At 48.4% G+C, this 17,589-nt stretch carries 12 protein-coding genes; all 12 read left to right on the top strand.

Annotation, left to right across the window (positions count from 1 at the left end; genetic code table 11):
- Positions 1 to 18 precede the first annotated feature (18 nt).
- From J0A67_RS03115 to J0A67_RS03170, 12 genes are read left to right on the top strand one after another with little or no spacing between them, the layout of a single operon-like run.
- Positions 19 to 1,608, top strand: a complete 1,590-nt coding sequence (locus J0A67_RS03115; protein WP_206567804.1) for a phage tail sheath family protein — start codon at positions 19 to 21, stop codon at positions 1,606 to 1,608.
- A gap of 50 nt (positions 1,609 to 1,658) precedes the next feature.
- On the top strand, positions 1,659 to 2,111 hold the full coding sequence (locus J0A67_RS03120; protein ID WP_206567805.1) for a phage tail protein: 453 nt from the start codon (positions 1,659 to 1,661) through the stop codon (positions 2,109 to 2,111).
- A 5-nt stretch (positions 2,112 to 2,116) separates the two neighbouring features.
- Entirely contained in the window at positions 2,117 to 2,575 is a 459-nt protein-coding gene (locus tag J0A67_RS03125; RefSeq protein ID WP_206567806.1) for a phage tail protein, read from the top strand.
- A 1-nt stretch (position 2,576) separates the two neighbouring features.
- A complete protein-coding gene (locus J0A67_RS03130) occupies positions 2,577 to 2,762 on the top strand; it encodes a DUF5908 family protein (protein WP_206567807.1) in 186 nt (61 codons plus the stop codon).
- A gap of 26 nt (positions 2,763 to 2,788) precedes the next feature.
- Entirely contained in the window at positions 2,789 to 3,427 is a 639-nt protein-coding gene (locus tag J0A67_RS03135) for a CIS tube protein (protein WP_206567808.1), read from the top strand.
- 7 nt (positions 3,428 to 3,434) lie between these two features.
- A complete protein-coding gene (locus tag J0A67_RS03140) occupies positions 3,435 to 5,234 on the top strand; it encodes a phage baseplate assembly protein V (protein ID WP_206567809.1) in 1,800 nt (599 codons plus the stop codon).
- A 7-nt stretch (positions 5,235 to 5,241) separates the two neighbouring features.
- Positions 5,242 to 5,541 (top strand): PAAR domain-containing protein, encoded by a 300-nt coding sequence (locus J0A67_RS03145; protein ID WP_206567810.1) that lies wholly within the window; start codon positions 5,242 to 5,244, stop codon positions 5,539 to 5,541.
- Position 5,542: 1 nt separating this feature from the next.
- Entirely contained in the window at positions 5,543 to 5,956 is a 414-nt protein-coding gene (locus J0A67_RS03150; protein WP_206567811.1) for a GPW/gp25 family protein, read from the top strand.
- Between the two features lie 24 nt (positions 5,957 to 5,980).
- Positions 5,981 to 9,598, top strand: a complete 3,618-nt coding sequence (locus J0A67_RS03155) for a baseplate J/gp47 family protein (RefSeq protein WP_206567812.1) — start codon at positions 5,981 to 5,983, stop codon at positions 9,596 to 9,598.
- A gap of 19 nt (positions 9,599 to 9,617) precedes the next feature.
- Positions 9,618 to 10,373, top strand: a complete 756-nt coding sequence (locus tag J0A67_RS03160) for an adhesin (RefSeq protein WP_206567813.1) — start codon at positions 9,618 to 9,620, stop codon at positions 10,371 to 10,373.
- 5 nt (positions 10,374 to 10,378) lie between these two features.
- On the top strand, positions 10,379 to 13,237 hold the full coding sequence (locus J0A67_RS03165) for a hypothetical protein (RefSeq protein ID WP_206567814.1): 2,859 nt from the start codon (positions 10,379 to 10,381) through the stop codon (positions 13,235 to 13,237).
- The gene (locus J0A67_RS03170) at positions 13,230 to 17,588 is read left to right on the top strand and encodes a contractile injection system tape measure protein (RefSeq protein ID WP_206567815.1); all 4,359 of its coding nucleotides are present in this window, start codon (positions 13,230 to 13,232) and stop codon (positions 17,586 to 17,588) included. The genes J0A67_RS03165 and J0A67_RS03170 overlap by 8 nt, the downstream gene beginning before the upstream one ends.
- Position 17,589 lies beyond the last annotated feature (1 nt).

The raw sequence follows: 17,589 nt of genomic DNA on the forward strand, positions 1-17,589 counted from the left end.
TTTAACAAACGTATAATTATGGCACAAAACCTCATGACCCCCGGAGTCTACATTGAAGAAAAAAATGCATTCCCGGGTTCCGTTGTTGAAGTCGCTACTGCGATCCCCGCTTTTATCGGGTATACGGAGCGAGCTTCCAAGAATGGGAAATCCCTGATCAACAAACCGACGAGGATTACCTCCTTTGCAGATTACATGGAGCTTTTTGGCGGGGCCTTCAATCCCCGATTTACATTGGCTGATGCCCAAAATGGAGACAAAAATCTCGTCGTCGTAGGAGGGAAGGAAAAATCCATTCAATACAAGGAGAACAATCTCGTCTACCTGTTCAACAGCATCCGCTTGTTCTTTACCAATGGGGGAGGAACCTGCTATATCGTCTCTGTCGGCACCTACGCTGGCAAAGATTCAATAGAGATCAAAAAAGACGATCTTCTAGGCACAGGCAAGGACGCAAACGACAAACCTGTAGAGGGTGGCCTGCTAAAGCTGGTAAAAGAACTGGAGCCTACCATGGTTGTCATTCCCGATGCTGTGGCTTTGGGCTTGGAGGCTTACGAAGTATACAAGCAGGTGCTCGCTCATTGTGCCAAAATGCAAAATCGCGTGGCGATTTTGGATGTGTTTGACGGATACAACAGCCGAGAAGACGGGGAAGAGGACAATATCAAAGTCTTCCGTGAGAAAATTGGGACGGAGTACCTAAGCTATGCGGCTGCCTACTATCCTTGGCTCGACACCAACGTGGTACAGAAGGGTGAAATCACGTTCAAAAACTTTGATGAGTCAGTAGTGCTGGAGGAAATCCTTCCCGAGCAAAGGGCAGTTACACTTGTAAAGGCATTTCCGAAAACTGCGGATGAATTTAAGGCTATGCTGAAGGCAGATCGGCCGGAGCTTACCGACGAAGACTTGGACGCTCTTTTGCCCGGATATATCAAAAACAAAGAAAGCAACCACCATCTCGGACTATTGGCTACTAGCCCGACCTATTCTGCCCTCTTGGATGAAATTCGCGTGGTGATGAATTTGCTTCCAGCAGCCCCGGCTATGGCGGGCATTTATACGATGGTGGACAACAGCAGAGGAGTTTGGAAAGCTCCGGCAAACGTTGGTCTGAACTCCGTAGTCAAGCCAGCTGTCAATATCACGCACGATCAGCAAGAGGACCTCAACGTGAATGCACTTTCCGGTAAGTCCATCAACGCAATCCGGACATTCCCCGGTGTTGGCACGCTGGTTTGGGGTGGAAGGACACTCGATGGCAATAGCCTCGACTGGAGATACATCAATGTGAGACGCACGATGATCATGCTTGAGCAGTCTATAAAGTTGGCCTTGAGAGCTTACGTTTTTGAACCCAACGATGCCAATACCTGGGTGACAGTCAAAAGCTTGATCACCAATTTCCTCGTGGAAAAATGGAAGCAGGGCGCGCTAGCCGGTTCGTCACCCGAGGACGCATTCGACGTTCAAATTGGCTTGGGCTCCACCATGACCGCCTTGGATATCCTTGAAGGCAAAATGCTGATTACCGTGAAGTTGGCAATCGTGAGACCTGCCGAATTTATAGTGGTCACCTTCGAGCAGCAAATGCAGAAATCTTAATTCTTTCAATACTTACATCTTATATCTAGCAACTAAAAATTTTAGAAATTATGGCAGGAGAAGCACAAGACAGCAACTGGCCGTTACCCAAGTTTTACTTTTCTGTTGACTGGGGAAGCACTACCAACATTCCTTTTCAAGAAGTGAGCGGTCTGGAAATTGAGGCGCAGCCAATAGAATACCGCCATGGAAACAGCCCGGTTTTTTCGACGATCAACATGCCGGGAATAATCAAAAATAGCCATGTGACCATGAAGAAGGGTGTTTTTGTCAATGACAATGCATTCTGGGATTGGTACAACAAGATCAAAATGAACACCATAGAGCGCCAGAATGTCGTCATCAAGCTTCTGGATGAATCAGGCTCACCCACCATGACTTGGACGCTCAACAACGCCTGGCCTTCCAAGATCAGCTCCACTGACCTGAAGTCAGACGCAAATGAAGTGGCGGTAGAATCCATCGAAATTTCACACGAAGGACTGACGATCGCCAACGGTTAAGTGGAATGGGGGATACCAGTTTCTTTCAGGACGGATATACTCCACCAACCGCTTTCTATTTCAGAGTCACATTCAACGGTTTTCCGGAGATGGACAGCAGCTTTCAGGAAGTTTCCGGCTTGAAAGTCACGGTAAAGGTCACCGAAAAAATGGAGGGGGGAGATAACAATTACATGCATTATCTCCCTTCCCCTCCTAAATACGCCGACCTCGTGCTCAAGCGATGCCTGCTCCAAAACTCCAGCCTGGATACCTGGTGCCGCAATGCACTGGAGAATTTCAAGTTCCAGCCTCTGGATTTGCAGGTGATGCTGCTGGGGCCCGATGCCGCGCCTCTTGCTTCTTGGACTGTTTTCAGGGCAATCCCGCTTTCGTGGGAATTGTCGGCATTGGGCAGCACCAAAAATGAACTGGCAATAGAAACGCTTACACTTAAGTACAAGCACTTTAAAAAAGACAGCTAAGATGACGTTGCTTATTAAGCAGTTGATAATCAGGGGTGAAGTGGTGGAGGATTCTGAGCGATCCAATCGCGGCGAAAAAATGGACTATGAGGCGATAAGGCAGCTCGTGGAATCGGCCAAAAGGGAAATCGTGAAGGAGTGCCAAGAAAGGATCTCTGAAATGATCGAAAACAGCGTTGCAAGGTGACTATGGATTCTGGAAACTTAACCAAAATGAAGTTGGTGGCTTACAAAAAGCCCGATTTCACGGACAAGGTTGGGGAATATGATGTTTTGGTAAATCCCGACAAATACAGGGACAAGTCCGAGTTGAAATATTCGACCAATTCATCTCCCTTGGGAGTCTCTGCCGAGACTGTGAAGTTCCGCAGTGTCGGGACCAAAACCTTCAACATGGACTTCTTTTTTGACAGCACAGGAGTCATGACCACCCAGCCCGTGGATCAACAGATCAACGTGGTAAAAAACCTGATCTATACCTACAACGGGGATATTCACGAGCCGAACTACGTAAAAATCCTTTGGGGCACGCAGTCCCTTTTTGAAGGAAGGCTCAAGGAATGGGACATTCTATACTCCATGATGGACTTGGATGGAACACCCCTTCGGGCGGAGATTAAGGCGGTATTTATCGGGTCGGTATCTGTAAAAAAGAAGGCGCTTGAAGAACGGAGAAATTCCTCTGATCTCACGCACATCCGTATCGTGAAGGCCGGTGATACCTTGCCGGCGATGTGTTTTAAAATCTACGGCGATAGCAAATACCATATCCAAGTGGCTGACTTCAATTCCCTGAACAATATCCGCGCGATTTCGCCGGGAGATCAGCTTGTTTTTCCACCATTAGTATAGGTTCAGCATGGCTGAGTTGATAAAAGAAAATGATCTTCCCGTCTCCTTTGAGATCACTGTTGATGGTACCGTACTCTCCGCGGAGATTGAGGTGATTTCCATCGGGGTGGTTTTGGAAGTAAATAGGATAGCTTCGGCAACGCTAAAGGTCTCCGACGGCGGGGCGTTTGGATTGGAAAATGAACCGTTTTCGAATAGCTCTTCCTCCAATTTCGTTCCTGGAAATGAGATTGAAATCAGTTTGGGCTACGGAGACGATAGGGCTCTTGCCTTTAAAGGGGTTATTGTTGGACAGCGCATGATCGTGCGGGATACTACCTCCTGTTTGTTGGTCACTTGCAGAGATAAGTCTTTCAAGCTTACCAAGTCCCGAGCGAACACCATTCTTCAGGAGTCCAAGGACGATGACCTCTTCAGTACACTGATATCCGGAGCGGGCCTGACTGCCACGGTGGATTCTGCTACGCAGTTTTCCTATCCTCTTTTTCAGTTCAATTCTTCGGATTGGGATTACCTGATGATCCGTGCGGAAGCGAACAATTTCTACGTTTTGACAGACCAAAATGAGGTTAGTGTCAAGGAATATGACTTTTCCGCTTCTCCGGCATTTGCTGTAGATGCCGCATTGACAGCCATCGAAGTTGACCTAGAGCTCAACGGAGAAAATGCCTATCCTGAGTTCAGCTTCACCTCTTGGGATTTCAAAGGGCAGGCGAGTGCTGTGGTCAGCGCAAGCATGGCTGACCCGATTTCTCAGGGAAATCTGACTGCTCAGAATATCGCGTCCAAGCTTTCGATTCCGACTCTAAACAAGTTTTCCTCAGCGCCACTGTCCTCAGAGGAGTTGACATCTTTTTCAAAGAGTTGGATCAGCAAATCCGCGCTGTCCAAAATACGCGGGGTGATCACGATTCCTGGATCAGTCAGTCTACGTCCTGGGAATTTGGTGGAGCTGAGGAACTTTGGGGACCGATTCGATGGCAATGCGTTCGTTTCAAAAGTTGTACAAGATTGCCGGGACGGGAGTTGGACGACACAGGTCTTTGTGGGGATGCAATCCCGCTGGCATTCTTCACTTCCCGATGTTCAGGAGCAGGATGGACTTGGACTATTGCCCGGAATCAGGGGAACCCACTTGGGGAAAGTCAAACAGATCAATGAAGATCCAGATGCGGAGTACCGCGTTTTGATCGAGTTGGGTGCATTTCAAAACTCCTCCAATTCCAACACGATCTGGGCGAGGCTAGCTGCGAACTATGCCTCAAACCAAGCCGGCTTTTTCTTTTTCCCGGAAGTGGGAGACGAGGTCTTGGTGACCTTTATCAACGGAGACCCGAGATTTCCGGTGATTATCGGCAGCCTTTACAGCTCCACGGTAAAACCAATGTTTGAGCCGGACGCGGAGAATTCGACCAAAGCCATCCATTCCAAAACCGGAATTGCCTTAGTGTTTAACGAAAAAGACAAAATTCTGACAATACAAACTCCAGGAGGCAATACCGTAGTCTTGGATGATAAAGAGGGGCAGATTACCCTTAACGACAGCAACTCCAACTCGGCTGTCCTAAACAAAGACGGGATAAGCTTGTCCAGTCCCAAAGACATCGTACTCGATGCCAAGGGAAATATTAACCTCAAAGCTGTTTCAGGGATTACCATGGAGGCTTCGGGGGGAGATCTTACAGGAAAAGGACTGAACGTTTCGCTGGAAGCACAAGTCTCAATGAAGGCTGCGGGAAATGCCTCAGCCGAATTTTCAGCCTCTGGCCAGACCGCCCTGAAGGGCGCGATAGTCATGATAAATTGATGGAATTATGCCAATGGCAGCAAGATTGACAGATATGCACACCTGTCCCATGCAGACGCCGGGGACACCACCCATTCCCCACGTAGGAGGTCCTATAATAGGGCCTGGAGCCCCGACCGTGCTGATCGGTGGGATGCCCGCTGCGGTGTTGGGGGATTCCTGCGTTTGCGTAGGACCGCCCGACTCGATCATCAAAGGTTCGGCCACTGTAATGATTGGTGGAAAACCTGCCGCGAGAATGGGCGACTCTACCGCCCATGGCGGCTCGATAGTCCTAGGATGTCCAACAGTAATGATCGGTGGCTGACATGGCAGACTCCTCCAACGCATTTTTGGGAATGGGCTGGGCATTTCCCCCGGCATTTGAGATCGACTCAAAGTGGGTGGAGATGGTCTCGGCTGAAAAGGACATTCAACAAAGCATTCGGATCATACTCGGCACAATTCCTACTGAGCGCGTGATGGATCCCAAGTTTGGCTGTGACATTCTCAGCTATGTGTTTGAGACCAATGACCCAACATACCTCACGCTGTTGCGGGACGCGATCAGTGATGCATTGCTCTACTACGAGCCGAGGATCAAGGTCCATGATATCTTTTTCGGCAAGGAGAAATTGCTCGAGGGCATTTTGCATATCCATATCGAGTACACGGTAATTATCACCAATTCAAGAAGCAACATGGTTTATCCATTCTATTTCAAGGAAGGAACAAACCTCTGACTGACAGCCAAGTGCTGATCCCTTATGAAAAACGGAATTAACCAATCTGGTAGACTACTTCCCTCACTGGAACCCACCTCCATCGTACCTGATGAACGGACACTGTTGGATTTGGTCCAGTTTACATTGGACTATTCCGACGCGGTTTCTTACTATAATTTTCAAAACAAGCCCCTTGGTACCTGGAGACCATTTTTGCTGGACGATCCGGTATTCATCACGGGGCTGGTCGCAGCGGCGTCTTTCGATTCCTATAAGCTGCGACAGGACGACCTAGCGGTCAAGGCAGAGAATAGGACAAGGTCAAGGAAAGAGCACCAGGAGGCGATGGCGGCCAATTTGCTTTCCATGGTCAAGCATCTCCTGCATTGGGAAAGTCTTTTTAGGGACTGCAACTATTCCGGTCCGCTGATGAAGGAGATCATGAACAGTAAGAAGTTTCTTGAGCCGATGGTTCAGGGGGTATTCCACTACCAAAAACGGTTCAATGCGTTCGAATTTTCTGGAATGCTAATTTCCGAAAAAAGAGAAACCCAAGAGGTCAATTTCAATGAGAGCTTCAAGGCGGTGTACAAAAATCTGGTTTTTGTCGTGGAGTTAGCAGGCAGGCGCTTCAATGAGATGATCGAAGATAATTCCGGAGGCCACCAACCCCACATTGGCCTCTTGCTCGCTGCCTTGAGACTGTTTAAGGAAGTTCAAGCGGACATGAACTCGTTGACCCGTAGACATTTGGATTTTTACTACCAAAGAATTCTTCAGCAGGTACCTAAGTCTCCCACTATGCTTCAGGTTTTGATTGGGCTTATCCCAAAATCCGGAGCGGACCTTCTGCCAAAAAACTCGACCTTCAGCCTTCTCTTTCCCTCCAAAAAGGTGATCTCCATGCGTACCCAGCTTGATACCGAGCTGAGCCCGGCGAGAGTTGTTGACATAAGGACGCTTTATAAGAGCAACTACTTTCCGTTTTCCTCAGGGCTAAAAAATGAAAAGTTTGCGCTAAACGGGGTCTACAGCACCGTTTTGTATCAGGGGCAGGGGAAGAATGAGATCGTGTTTAGCGGCGATACTTCATCGGATTTTCCGGTGGTGATGGGGGAGGATCAGAGTCAGAAGGGCCTTAACCAAAGAACCATGGGGGCCACGCTCATCGGACTTGTTGTGAGTTCCCCTGTCTTGTTTGTGGAGATGGGAAAACACTATTTTCAGCTGACTTTTGAGCTCACTCGCCAATCCTGCAGCGCCTTCAAAGACATGCTGGCGAAACTTCTACGCGAAAAGGAAGTGGCGATGGGGTCTGGACAGCAACGCTCCGACCATGCACTGAGGAGCTTTATCTATAGTTTTTTAAACGAGGCTTTTACGGTCGCACTGACCACCGCGACCGGATGGAAGGCACTTGAGTTTGTCCAGGTTAATTTTCTTGAAGCTGAGTCTCGGCTTGAGTTCAAGCTGGAGCTCGATGGGATGGAAGATTTTCCCGTGGCTTATGACCAACAGCTGCACGGGGGAATTGCCGGGACGGATTGGCCTTGTATTCGATTGCTGCTAAACAACGCCGCCCACTATCCTCCCTATCGTCCGATTCAGGAGCTGGAAGTGGTGGAGGTGGAAATTCTTACACTTTCAAAAGGCGTAAGCATGGGGTTCGAGTGCAGCAACCAAATTGGGAAGTTGGACTGTTCGAATCCCTTTCTTCCGTTTGGGGCGCTGCCAAGCAAAGATTCCTATTTGAGGGTTTTTGATCCTTTGATCTTCAACAAATATCTCTTGAGGTTATCGGTGAAGTTGACTTGGCTTGGATTTCCGGATGAGCGTACGGGGTTCACAGGTCATTATAAGTCTTATCCGGAAGAAATAAACAATCGGAGCTTCCGCGCGACAGTATCCATCGATTCCTTCCTTGTGGAGCAAAGTGATGTGACGCGGCTGCCGGAGCAGAAAGTATTGCTTTTTGGAACTAAGGAAAAATCCGATGGAGAATACCTGCTGAAAAGCAAAGTCATAGACTTAAACCTGGACTTGGTCGATCGGACTATACTGGGTGAGCCCTCTCCGAAAGTCCGCGGACGGGACAACCCGGTGTATTTTGAACTTAAACTATCCGATCCAAGCCCGTTTGCCTTTGGCCATGATAAATATGCGCAGCTGTACGCAGAGACTTCTTTTCACAACAGCAGATTTCCCAAAAGACCCAGGGAATTGCCCAAGCCAGCGTATACGCCCCAAGTCGAGAGAGTTGAATTTTCATACAGCAATTATGCCAAGGAAAACTTGGGCAGAAAAGGAAGCGAAAACAGCGGCAGCATCAAAATCTTCCACTTGTTTCCTTTCGGCTTCAGTCAGGTTTTTCCAGCCTCAGGCAAGGCATTGTCCTATTTGGTGCCGCAGCTAAACAGAAAGGGAAACCTGCTCATCGGACTGACCGACGTATCCGAAAACCAGTTTTTGAACCTTGGATTCAAGCTGCATCCGGCATTTTTCATCCATACCGTGACCCATCCGCCAAGAGTTGCCTGGGAATATCTGGAGAGAAACACCTGGGTGCCCTTGGGAAATCTGATGCTGGAGGATTCGACGCATGGAATGCTACAATCAGGAATCGTGAAGATCAAGCTTCCATCGAGAATGGATTTCAACAGCACACGCCTCGACTCTGGAAAATTTTGGCTGAGAATCTCCAACTCGGGATACTCAGATATCAATAGTCGCCTAATTGCAATTTTCACGAATGCAACATGGGCCACACAGGTGCCGGATGAATCGACAATGCTCAGCCCTCACGAGCTACGTGACGAGTTGACGGTGGTTTCTAACGGGAACCCTGCCATCAACTCGGTCGCAGGCCCATACCATATCAAGGTTCCAACCTTCAAAAAAACTCCGGCACAGGATAGAAGCAGGATCAGCGAAATGATGAGACACCGAAATCGGGGGATCAGCACTTGGGACTTGGAGCGGATTGTGTTGGAGACCTTCCCTCAAATCGGTAGGGTGATGGTCTATGGCCGGAGCGACTTTCCTCTTCATTTGGTCAAAAACAGCAATGTACAGGTCGTGGTAATCCCTCATTCCCCATTGGAATCCGAATTTGGGAAAGAGGGTTTTCGGGCACCGTTTGAGTTGCTTCAGGAAATTAAGCAATACCTCCATGCTTTTGTTTCGCCATTTACGAGACTTGAGGTATGCAACCCAGTCTTTGAGAAATTGAAAATCCGCGCCGCGGTCAAGTTCCATAAAACCCAGCAGTCAGGCTATTACAGAAACCTGCTTGAGCGTGAGCTGATTGAGTTTCTGTCGCCCAATCCCGGGGATTTTCAGGAGGAAAAAGGATTCATCAATTCTGTGTTTAAGGCGGAAATTCAGAGTTTCATTGAGTCTAGGCCATACGTGGACTTCATCACCGGTCTATCTGTCCTCCAGATCGTCGAAGTCCAGGGCAGCTACAAGATAATCGATACGGCGGATACCAAGTACAGGATCGAACAACTACGCACGATCAGTCCCTATGCCATACTTACCTCTGCGGAGAGCCACCAACTTGAGGTCATCCAAGACAGCAGGCTCCTGGATCCCGAAATCGCAAGCATAGGCGATCTGTCGATTGATACAGATTTCATCATCAAACAATCCAAAAAATAACCACTGGTCTAACCCATCCATGGCAGAAATAACCGGAAATAGCATCATCATAAACGACAGGGAGCAGCTTAAAAAGTACTTCAGAAGTGGGATGCTTCCTACCGAAATCCACTTTGCGATCCTGATCGATTCGATGTTCAACAAGGTGGACGACGGGATCAACAAAAACGAAGAAGACGGGCTGATGGTCTTTCCCTCGGGGGACGAGGAAATCCTGCTAAGTTTTTACGATTCGCTAAAAGACAAAAAATCGAGTTGGGTTTTGGTCAATGGCCAAGGGGAAACCAAGGGGATCATCCTGAGGGAGAAAGGAAAGGAGTATCCCACCATTTTTTTCCAGAAAGGGGGGAATGTAGGGATCGGAACAGACAGACCGTCCCAGAAGCTGGAGGTAGCGGGTCTGATAGCTTCACACGGCAGGGTTGGTGTTTACCAGAAGGGTCAGGTGCCAGCCGACGGCAACTGGCATGACGTGCTTACCAATCTCACGGGATGCCAGGGTTTCGAAATTGTCGCCCATGCAGGCCGAAAGCAAAAGGGGAAATATTCCCTCTTGCACGCCACTGCCCTTAGCACTTTCGGAAATTCTAAGCCCAAAATCACCAAGACCTGTGCTCATTTCGGCTTTTGGTGGAACAAGATAAACTGCCGATGGGTAGGGGATACCTTCAATTATCGCCTGCAAATCCGAACGGGAAGCAATTATGGCGGAGACTCCAAGATCACTTTTCAGATCGGGAAATTGTGGGACGATGATTTTTTGGCTGAATTCTGAGACACATGCAAAAGGCAGGATCAATCAAAAAAGACAAACAGCTAAGCTCCTCCCAAGATTTTAATGTCTTGATGGAAAGAGGGCTGGCCTATGTCCAGGGGTATAGCGGGGATATTTGGACGGATTACAACGCCCACGATCCTGGAGTGACTATCCTGGAGCAGTTTTGCTATGGACTCACCGAACTCGGATATAAGGCTGCCTTTCCGATCGAAGATCTTTTGGTGGAAGAGGCGGACGGCAGGATCAATTGGAGAAAAAATTCCTTCTATTCACCGGCTTTGGTATTCAGTTCCCACCCGTTCACCGTTTCCGATTTCCGGAAGCTTCTCATCGATTCCTTTCCGGAGATCCAAAACTGCTGGTTGGAGTTGGTCCATGCTCCTGCAAAGGAGTCCGGAGTGAATGGCGTGTATCAAGTGGAGGTCTTGCCGGCATTGGCATTTCAAAAGGAACTGAAGGGCAAACCCGATTTGTCGAAAGTTTTCTTAGGGAGACTTCATCGGTTTCTGAAGGAAAATAGAAACCTAGGGGAGGATTTTGACCCGCCCAAACTCCTGGCTCCCCATTTCATCTTCATGCAGGCAAACGTGGAGATCTCCGATGAAGAAGATCCGGATCAGATATTGGCCGAGATACTCTTTGCACTCGAGGTCCATCTCTATCACCCCGTTGCCTACACCAATTTGGAAGAGCTCCAAAAAACTGGGATTCGACTGGAGGACATCTTTGTCGGTCCCCGGCTTGCGGGCGGCTTTATACAGGACAAGGAACTCAAGGAGCGGAGCAAAACCCTCTATACCGAGAAATTTATTCTTCTGATCTCAAAGATTCCCGGAGTCAAAAAGTGCTGGGACGTGGCAATAGACCGAGAGGGGAGGGCCAAGTCACTTGCCTTGGGGGAACACGCCTATGCGGCCATTAATACCGATCCAAAGGATCCGCAAAGCATCTTTTCCACGCTGAAAATCTATGTCAACGGAAACCTGCAACGGCTAGACAAAGCTAGGGTGGCAGATCTGCTGCTGGACTACTGGTCAAGACACTACCGCGTCTATCAAGAGGATCTCTTTAGGGACGACGTGTGGAGTGGAGAATTCAACGGACGATATCGAAATCCGGGAGCGTATACCTCGATCAGGGAACATTTTCCGGGGATCTATGGACTGAAGCCGGGGGAGATTTCTTCTCATGAGCCGGAGGAAAGGCATGCAAAAGTCAAGCAATTGAAGGGGTATCTTTTGCTTATGGAAAAGCAGCTGGCAAATTTTTTGGCTCAGCTCGCACATCTTCCAGACTTTTTTGATCAAGATATAGGCTATCAAGGGACGTATTTTTCCCAAAATCCTGATTTGAAAGCTGGAGATGTTAATTTGGAAATCCCCTCCAAGCTGGTCTCTGGTTTTAATGGTGCGGGTATCAACCCGCAAACGGGTGAATCCAGAATCTCTTGGCTCAAAAGGAAAAACAGGGTTTTGGACCACCTGCTGGCCAGGTTTGGTGAGTCCATTCAGGATTTGCCTTTCCAGCTTTCCCTGAAGTTGAATCTTTTGGGGAACGAGGAGGAAATGTACGCTGCTCTTCTGCTTCAAAAGTCACGCTTTCTAAGACAGGTAGGCGAGCTGAACTATGGAAAGCATCGGGCTCAATTCCAATCCCCAGACCAGCAGGGCGATTTTTCGACGCTGGAGAAAATCCTGCGACTGGTCACCGGAATCGGAGATCAGCCTGAATCGCTCCTTCCTAGGTTTTTGCCCAAAAACGTGACGGAAAAAGAGAGTGCGTCCACTGGGGGATTTCTCAAGTCCCAAAGTTCCTATCTGGATTTGTTGGAAAAATTCAGGCAATTATCGAAGCAGGAAAGGAATTTTCCCCAAATCCCCAACCCGACCAAGTCAGCCTATTCTTTTGGAAAAGTCGGCATCAAAAACCTTTTTTCCCGGACCTTGGAAGCCGATTCCTATTGGATCTCCCGAGAGCCTTCCCGCGTGGGGACCGTAGAGGTGCTTTTTCAAAAATCCGAATCCAATTGGGTAGGTATTTGGGAGGGCAACAGCGAAAGCGACGCAATCCAAGCCATCGCAAACAATATCCAATACTTCAGAGCGCTGAATGCCACTGCCGAAGGGATGTACCTGGTGGACCATATCCTAATGCGCTCGATGCTCGATGGAGGTGATTATGGATTTGTGGTGCTGGATGAGTGGGGTCGACCCACGTTCAAATCAGAATGGAAGTCCGCGGAGTCCGAGCGGAGAGCGCTTTTGGCCAAGTTTTATCAGGCCGCTACAGAGCAAGAGGCATTCAGAATGTCTGGCGACGGTCTTGGACTTTATGGAAAGGAAGGAGAATTGCTGGCGACTTATCTTGACTATTCGGATTCGGACTACACAGCAGTCATCGAGTCCATGGGCAGTCTTTCGAAAATGATGTCTGGCGATGATGAAGTCTCGGGCCTGTTGTCTCTGCATGAAATTGAGGGGTTACGGTATCGGGGCACGCTCCACCAAGAGGGAGTTTTTCGCCAGCGCTCGGTTGTATTTCTCCGGAAGCTTGAAAACGGTAAAGAGGTCAGAGAGGACTTCTTTGACTTGAAGGCATCTTTGGTGTTGCCGGATTGGCCGTCCAGGTTTCAGGAGAGCCACTTCCGGTATTTTCTGACCAATGAGGTACGAGACCGGGTTCCCGCCCACATGGAGGTGCAAGTATATTGGCTTAGTCTGATTGAGTTTGGCTCATTTGAAAGCTGCTACAAGACTTGGTGGGAGCATTTCAAATCCCAAGCTCCTCGGAAACAGCTAGCCGAAAGTGCCTATAGCCTCTACGAAAAACTGCTCAATCTGAAAGGAGTAGAAAATGGATAGAACACGTGGACATATTCTGGAAGATTTGATGTTTTCCTTTAGGTATGCTGGCAGAGAGCAAGCATCCCGTTGCAACACGAAGCTAGAGCAGCTTATGGAGCATTCGATTTTCCCTGAACTGGGGAAGTCCTTTGATCAAGTCGCTTTTGGCGAGATCAACCTGGAATTGGAGCGGATGGAGATCGACCTTGGGATGCTATCTGAAGCGGATCTGTCCGAAGAGCTGGGAGAAAGGATTAGACCCTTATTGATTGAAGCACTGAAAAAGGCGATAAAAGCAAAAATTCTGGGCGAAAACGATGGCTTGGAAAGTGCCGCCAATTCAGAAAGGATAAATTTTAGTCTATTGGCTTTGAAGGTTTTTTTGCTGAGGGGATATTTTCCCGCTTGGGCCGATTCCAAATTAGACCTGCATGCGCTGCTGGACTTTTTACTTTTATCTCCCAGCGTTTCGCTGGCAAAAATGATCAGGGACGTCTCCGTCAGGAGCGAGTCGGCCAGAAAACGCCTTGCATATCTTGAAGCGGGCTATTTTGATCGGATTATTAAACTGCTTGTGCCCGAGGATGCCGATTGGATAATTGGGTACCGCAACACTTACGTCGAGATCCATCAGACAGACCGTGGCTTGTCCGCATCTTCCGAAAATCTTGAAAAGGCCCTAAACCTGTTTATTCTCACGTTCATTAGCCAAAACCAGAGTACCAAATTCAACCGATTCAGCTTTTCAGACAGATTTCTCAAGTCCATCGCGGCACACTACCATCTGGACTTCAAGGTTTTTTTGCGGCAAATCACGGAGATACTTGCCCAGGATGCGGTCGAAAACCAACTGTTTAGAGAATTTAGAGAGGCGGTTATCTGGGTCGGAAGGAAAAACGATGTTTCTATGCAGGAGGCGGACGATGTCTTTGCTCCCACATCCGAAAGCCTCATCACATGGCTGAACAACGGGGGAGAGGCGGAATCGATTCAGTCTTGGCTGGACGAAATCGCCAGTACAGGGATGTTATTCACCATACTCTCCCGAAAGTTTTCAGGGTTTTGGAGATCGCTCAACAAATCTGGGCTGACCCGACTGATAAGACTGATGGGCGGCGATGAGCACAGACAGTGGCTGGATACGATTTATTCCTATCTAGCCTGGTCTTCTGGAAAATCCCATGGTGAGGCTGTCGAGCAAATTGCCACGGTACGCGGCATTTTTGATCTCGCACAAGGACGATCGATGCAGGGAAAATATGAGCTGACGGACTTAGACAGTTGGTATTTCTTTCTTGTCGTGCATGGGATGAAAAGCTTTGGGGCTGACATGGTCATTTGTCAGGAGCTTTTGGAACTTGGTTTGAGGGCTGGTATTTCCGGCTCCCCTTTGCTGGTTCTTACCGCTAGGAGTCAAGTGTCGGCGGACGAGGGAAGGGCGGATGAGCGGGAATCAGGTAATGGTCCGGAATTGACTCTGGGAGGACTAACGCCAAAGACCGATACTACTTTTGATTTTGCGCTGGCGTCCAGGCAGATACTCGTGAACTACTTGCGTTCCGGGACTTTGAGACTTTCCGTCGGTGCCTTGAGCCAGTCCGATCTTCAGACGATTGTCACTGAGATGATCAAATCCCAAGACGCCTCTCTTTTGAATCTTCTAAAAAATGCGTCTTTTGAGGATTTCTCCGCTTTAAAGCACCGCTTGGCGAGCCTGATGACCGGGGTGAACCGCGAGGAGATTTATGGTTACATGAAGCGCTTTGCAGGTTCTGAGATACTTCGTTGGCTTCGATTCAGTGAAAATCTGATTGCGTCTGAGCTAATCCCACCCAAACTTTCGCAGCGCATTGACCGCATGGTTTGGGAGGTATTTCTGAAGGAAATCTACTTCCAAGGAAAGGATGGGAAAGTGTCTACAATCTCATCTTATTTCTATCCAATCGAGTTGATTTTGAATGTTTTGAGCGATATGGGAGGATCACTGGTTTTCGGTCAACAGACAGTATCCGAACTTCAAAAGAACCTCAATTTGGAAAAAACAGCGCTCATCTCGCTGGGCTTCCAAGCCGCGGATATAAGGCTTTTGCAGAGACTGGCTAGTGCCAAAAACGCTTCTATCCAGGGAATCGATTTGCTGCAACCCAAATACCGAGCTCTCACGGCCCATTTGAAGCAAAAGGAAGTCTGGAATTTGTTTTTGAAAACTAGTGGAAAATCCGCTTCGATTCTGGATAAACTGGTATGGAGGCTACACCGGAGCTCCTTCCTGGCACGTCTGCAGACTGGGCGGTTTAATGGTGCGGAATTGGATGGAAAAGTCTCTGCTATTATTGGCCAAGATCTCCGAAAGTTACAGAGAATCAGTTTGCTAAAGCCCTTGGGTGCATCGGGGAAGGCTGACCTTCAAAGTGCCGTTCGCAGGATTCTGATGTTTTCGAAGATCAAGCCAGCAACGCTCGTATGGTTCCTAAAGGAGAACGAAGATCGCCTCCGTCTGATTGCTTCCAGTTTAAGAATGAATCTGGATAGGGCAGAATGGGAGGCACTCGTCCATTTTTTTGGTCGAAGCGGTCTTGCTGATTTAGAGCGGTTGAGTGGTGAAATTTCGAAATCCGATGATCGGAAGGCTCCAGTATTTGTCATGGGAAAAAGCGCCCTCGTCAATTGGGAGGAGATCCGTTTGCTCGTCGAGGCTCCATCAAATGACAATGCCCGCGCAAGGGAAGTAATCGGAAGGCTGCTTCCAAATTATACTTTGCTTTCTGACCAGATTTTGTACTTGCTGGAGATTCCCTCGCGTTCGTTTTCCCGGAAATCATCAAGCAGGCTTTGGAGAAGGCTGGTCTTGCTAAGCGTGTACCAAATTCGACTTTCGAACCGGCCGGGCGACAAACTCAATCCGACGATTTTCTGGAAGGCTTTTTTGCCATTGCTCAAAGACAACAAGACAGCATTCGGGCCGGAAAAATTGGATTGGAGCAAGATTGTTCGTTCGAAGCATCTAGATTTTACTTCCAAAAAACTGCTGCGGCAATTCTACAAAAAACATTACCACTCGAGCCATTTATCGTTTGGCGAGCGCCTTTCCTCAGCAATCCAGTATTGGAAAAAAGAGGGATTTCTGCCTTGGTGGAGCCCGATCAAATCAGGGGAAAGGTTGATTGCCACGATGGTTTTTGCAATCGAAAATTCAGTCAAGGGCGATGCGCTGTTGATGATTTCGGTTTTTTCAAACGGTGGTATATCCCGATTACTGGACAATTTTAGTAAAGCCCAGTTGCGACGTTTGCAGGCCCGCCTTTCGGGGAGTGCGTACAGGAAGCAATTTTCTTCTGCGATAGAAGAAATTCAGCGTACGCTTGCCAAACTCGAAAACGCCTCCCACAGGTCGATTTTGGAGTCCGAGGTGGACTTACTTTCAGGATTGAACAGTCAAAGCGACCTTCGGACACCTCTTAGGGAGGATTTGGAAGTATGGATCAAGAGCCAAATCAATAGCTCCAAGGAAATCGAAATCCTCGATACTTGGCTCGGTGGAGACAACAGAATCTTTCGGCAGATGGAAGAGCTTATGCAATGGAGCAGGTTTATGTTTTTTGGAAATCTGACTCCGGGCAAATGGAAGCTTTGGTTGTTGAGTTTTGGATTTGACTTTTATGTCGATCGAGCAAACAGCTTTTCAGCTTCTTTTTTGAGCCAATTTCTCCGGCATCTGTACCGAACTCATGCGGCGGTAAATTGGAGATCCGTGTTTCACCGGCTTTTGAAAAACAAAGGTTTCCAAGACGTCCTCTCGACACAGGACAGGGAGGAGCTCGGGCGTTTTTTTCCAACTCGGCAAACAAAAGAGGCAGAAGAACCTGCTACTGGGGATCAGGTAAAAGTCTCCAACGCGGGATTGATTCTTTGCTGGCCATTTATTTCGGCTCTTTTCTCGAGGTTAAAGTTGAGCTCGGGGGGTATAATTCCGCCGGAGTCACAGGGAAAGGCAGTCTACCTTTTGCAATACTTGGTCTTTGGACATGTGGATTTCCCAGAATATGAGATGGTGCTCAACAAGCTGTTTGTCGGCATGAAAGCTAGCCAGCATTTGGAACAGACAGAATTGAGTGAAGAGGAGATGCAGATGGCGCTTAGCCTTCTGAATGGGCTGAAGGGCAATTGGGAGAAAATGAAGAATGCTTCTGTCGACGCGATAAGGCAGACTTTCCTGCAAAGGGAGGGAACTCTGGAGTTCGGTGCCGCAAGAAATATCCTGAAGGTGCCCAAGACGGGTGTAGATGTGCTTTTGGATTCAATATCCTGGAACATTTCGGTGGTCAAGCTGCCCTGGATGGAAAAATCATTGGAAGTCAAATGGCGATAAG

The sequence above is a fragment of the Algoriphagus aestuariicola genome, from assembly GCF_017254835.1.
Lineage (GTDB): Bacteria > Bacteroidota > Bacteroidia > Cytophagales > Cyclobacteriaceae > Algoriphagus > Algoriphagus aestuariicola.

What these genes read in the sequence shown, in the direction of transcription:
- J0A67_RS03140 (WP_206567809.1), top strand. Translation starts at nt 3,435, where the DNA reads ATGGCTGAGTTGATAAAAGAAAATGATCTTCCCGTCTCCTTTGAGATC.
- J0A67_RS03170 (WP_206567815.1), top strand. Translation starts at nt 13,230, where the DNA reads ATGGATAGAACACGTGGACATATTCTGGAAGATTTGATGTTTTCCTTT.
- J0A67_RS03150 (WP_206567811.1), top strand. Translation starts at nt 5,543, where the DNA reads ATGGCAGACTCCTCCAACGCATTTTTGGGAATGGGCTGGGCATTTCCC.
- J0A67_RS03160 (WP_206567813.1), top strand. Translation starts at nt 9,618, where the DNA reads ATGGCAGAAATAACCGGAAATAGCATCATCATAAACGACAGGGAGCAG.
- J0A67_RS03155 (WP_206567812.1), top strand. Translation starts at nt 5,981, where the DNA reads ATGAAAAACGGAATTAACCAATCTGGTAGACTACTTCCCTCACTGGAA.
- J0A67_RS03120 (WP_206567805.1), top strand. Translation starts at nt 1,659, where the DNA reads ATGGCAGGAGAAGCACAAGACAGCAACTGGCCGTTACCCAAGTTTTAC.
- J0A67_RS03115 (WP_206567804.1), top strand. Translation starts at nt 19, where the DNA reads ATGGCACAAAACCTCATGACCCCCGGAGTCTACATTGAAGAAAAAAAT.
- J0A67_RS03125 (WP_206567806.1), top strand. Translation starts at nt 2,117, where the DNA reads ATGGGGGATACCAGTTTCTTTCAGGACGGATATACTCCACCAACCGCT.
- J0A67_RS03145 (WP_206567810.1), top strand. Translation starts at nt 5,242, where the DNA reads ATGCCAATGGCAGCAAGATTGACAGATATGCACACCTGTCCCATGCAG.
- J0A67_RS03130 (WP_206567807.1), top strand. Translation starts at nt 2,577, where the DNA reads ATGACGTTGCTTATTAAGCAGTTGATAATCAGGGGTGAAGTGGTGGAG.
- J0A67_RS03165 (WP_206567814.1), top strand. Translation starts at nt 10,379, where the DNA reads ATGCAAAAGGCAGGATCAATCAAAAAAGACAAACAGCTAAGCTCCTCC.
- J0A67_RS03135 (WP_206567808.1), top strand. Translation starts at nt 2,789, where the DNA reads ATGAAGTTGGTGGCTTACAAAAAGCCCGATTTCACGGACAAGGTTGGG.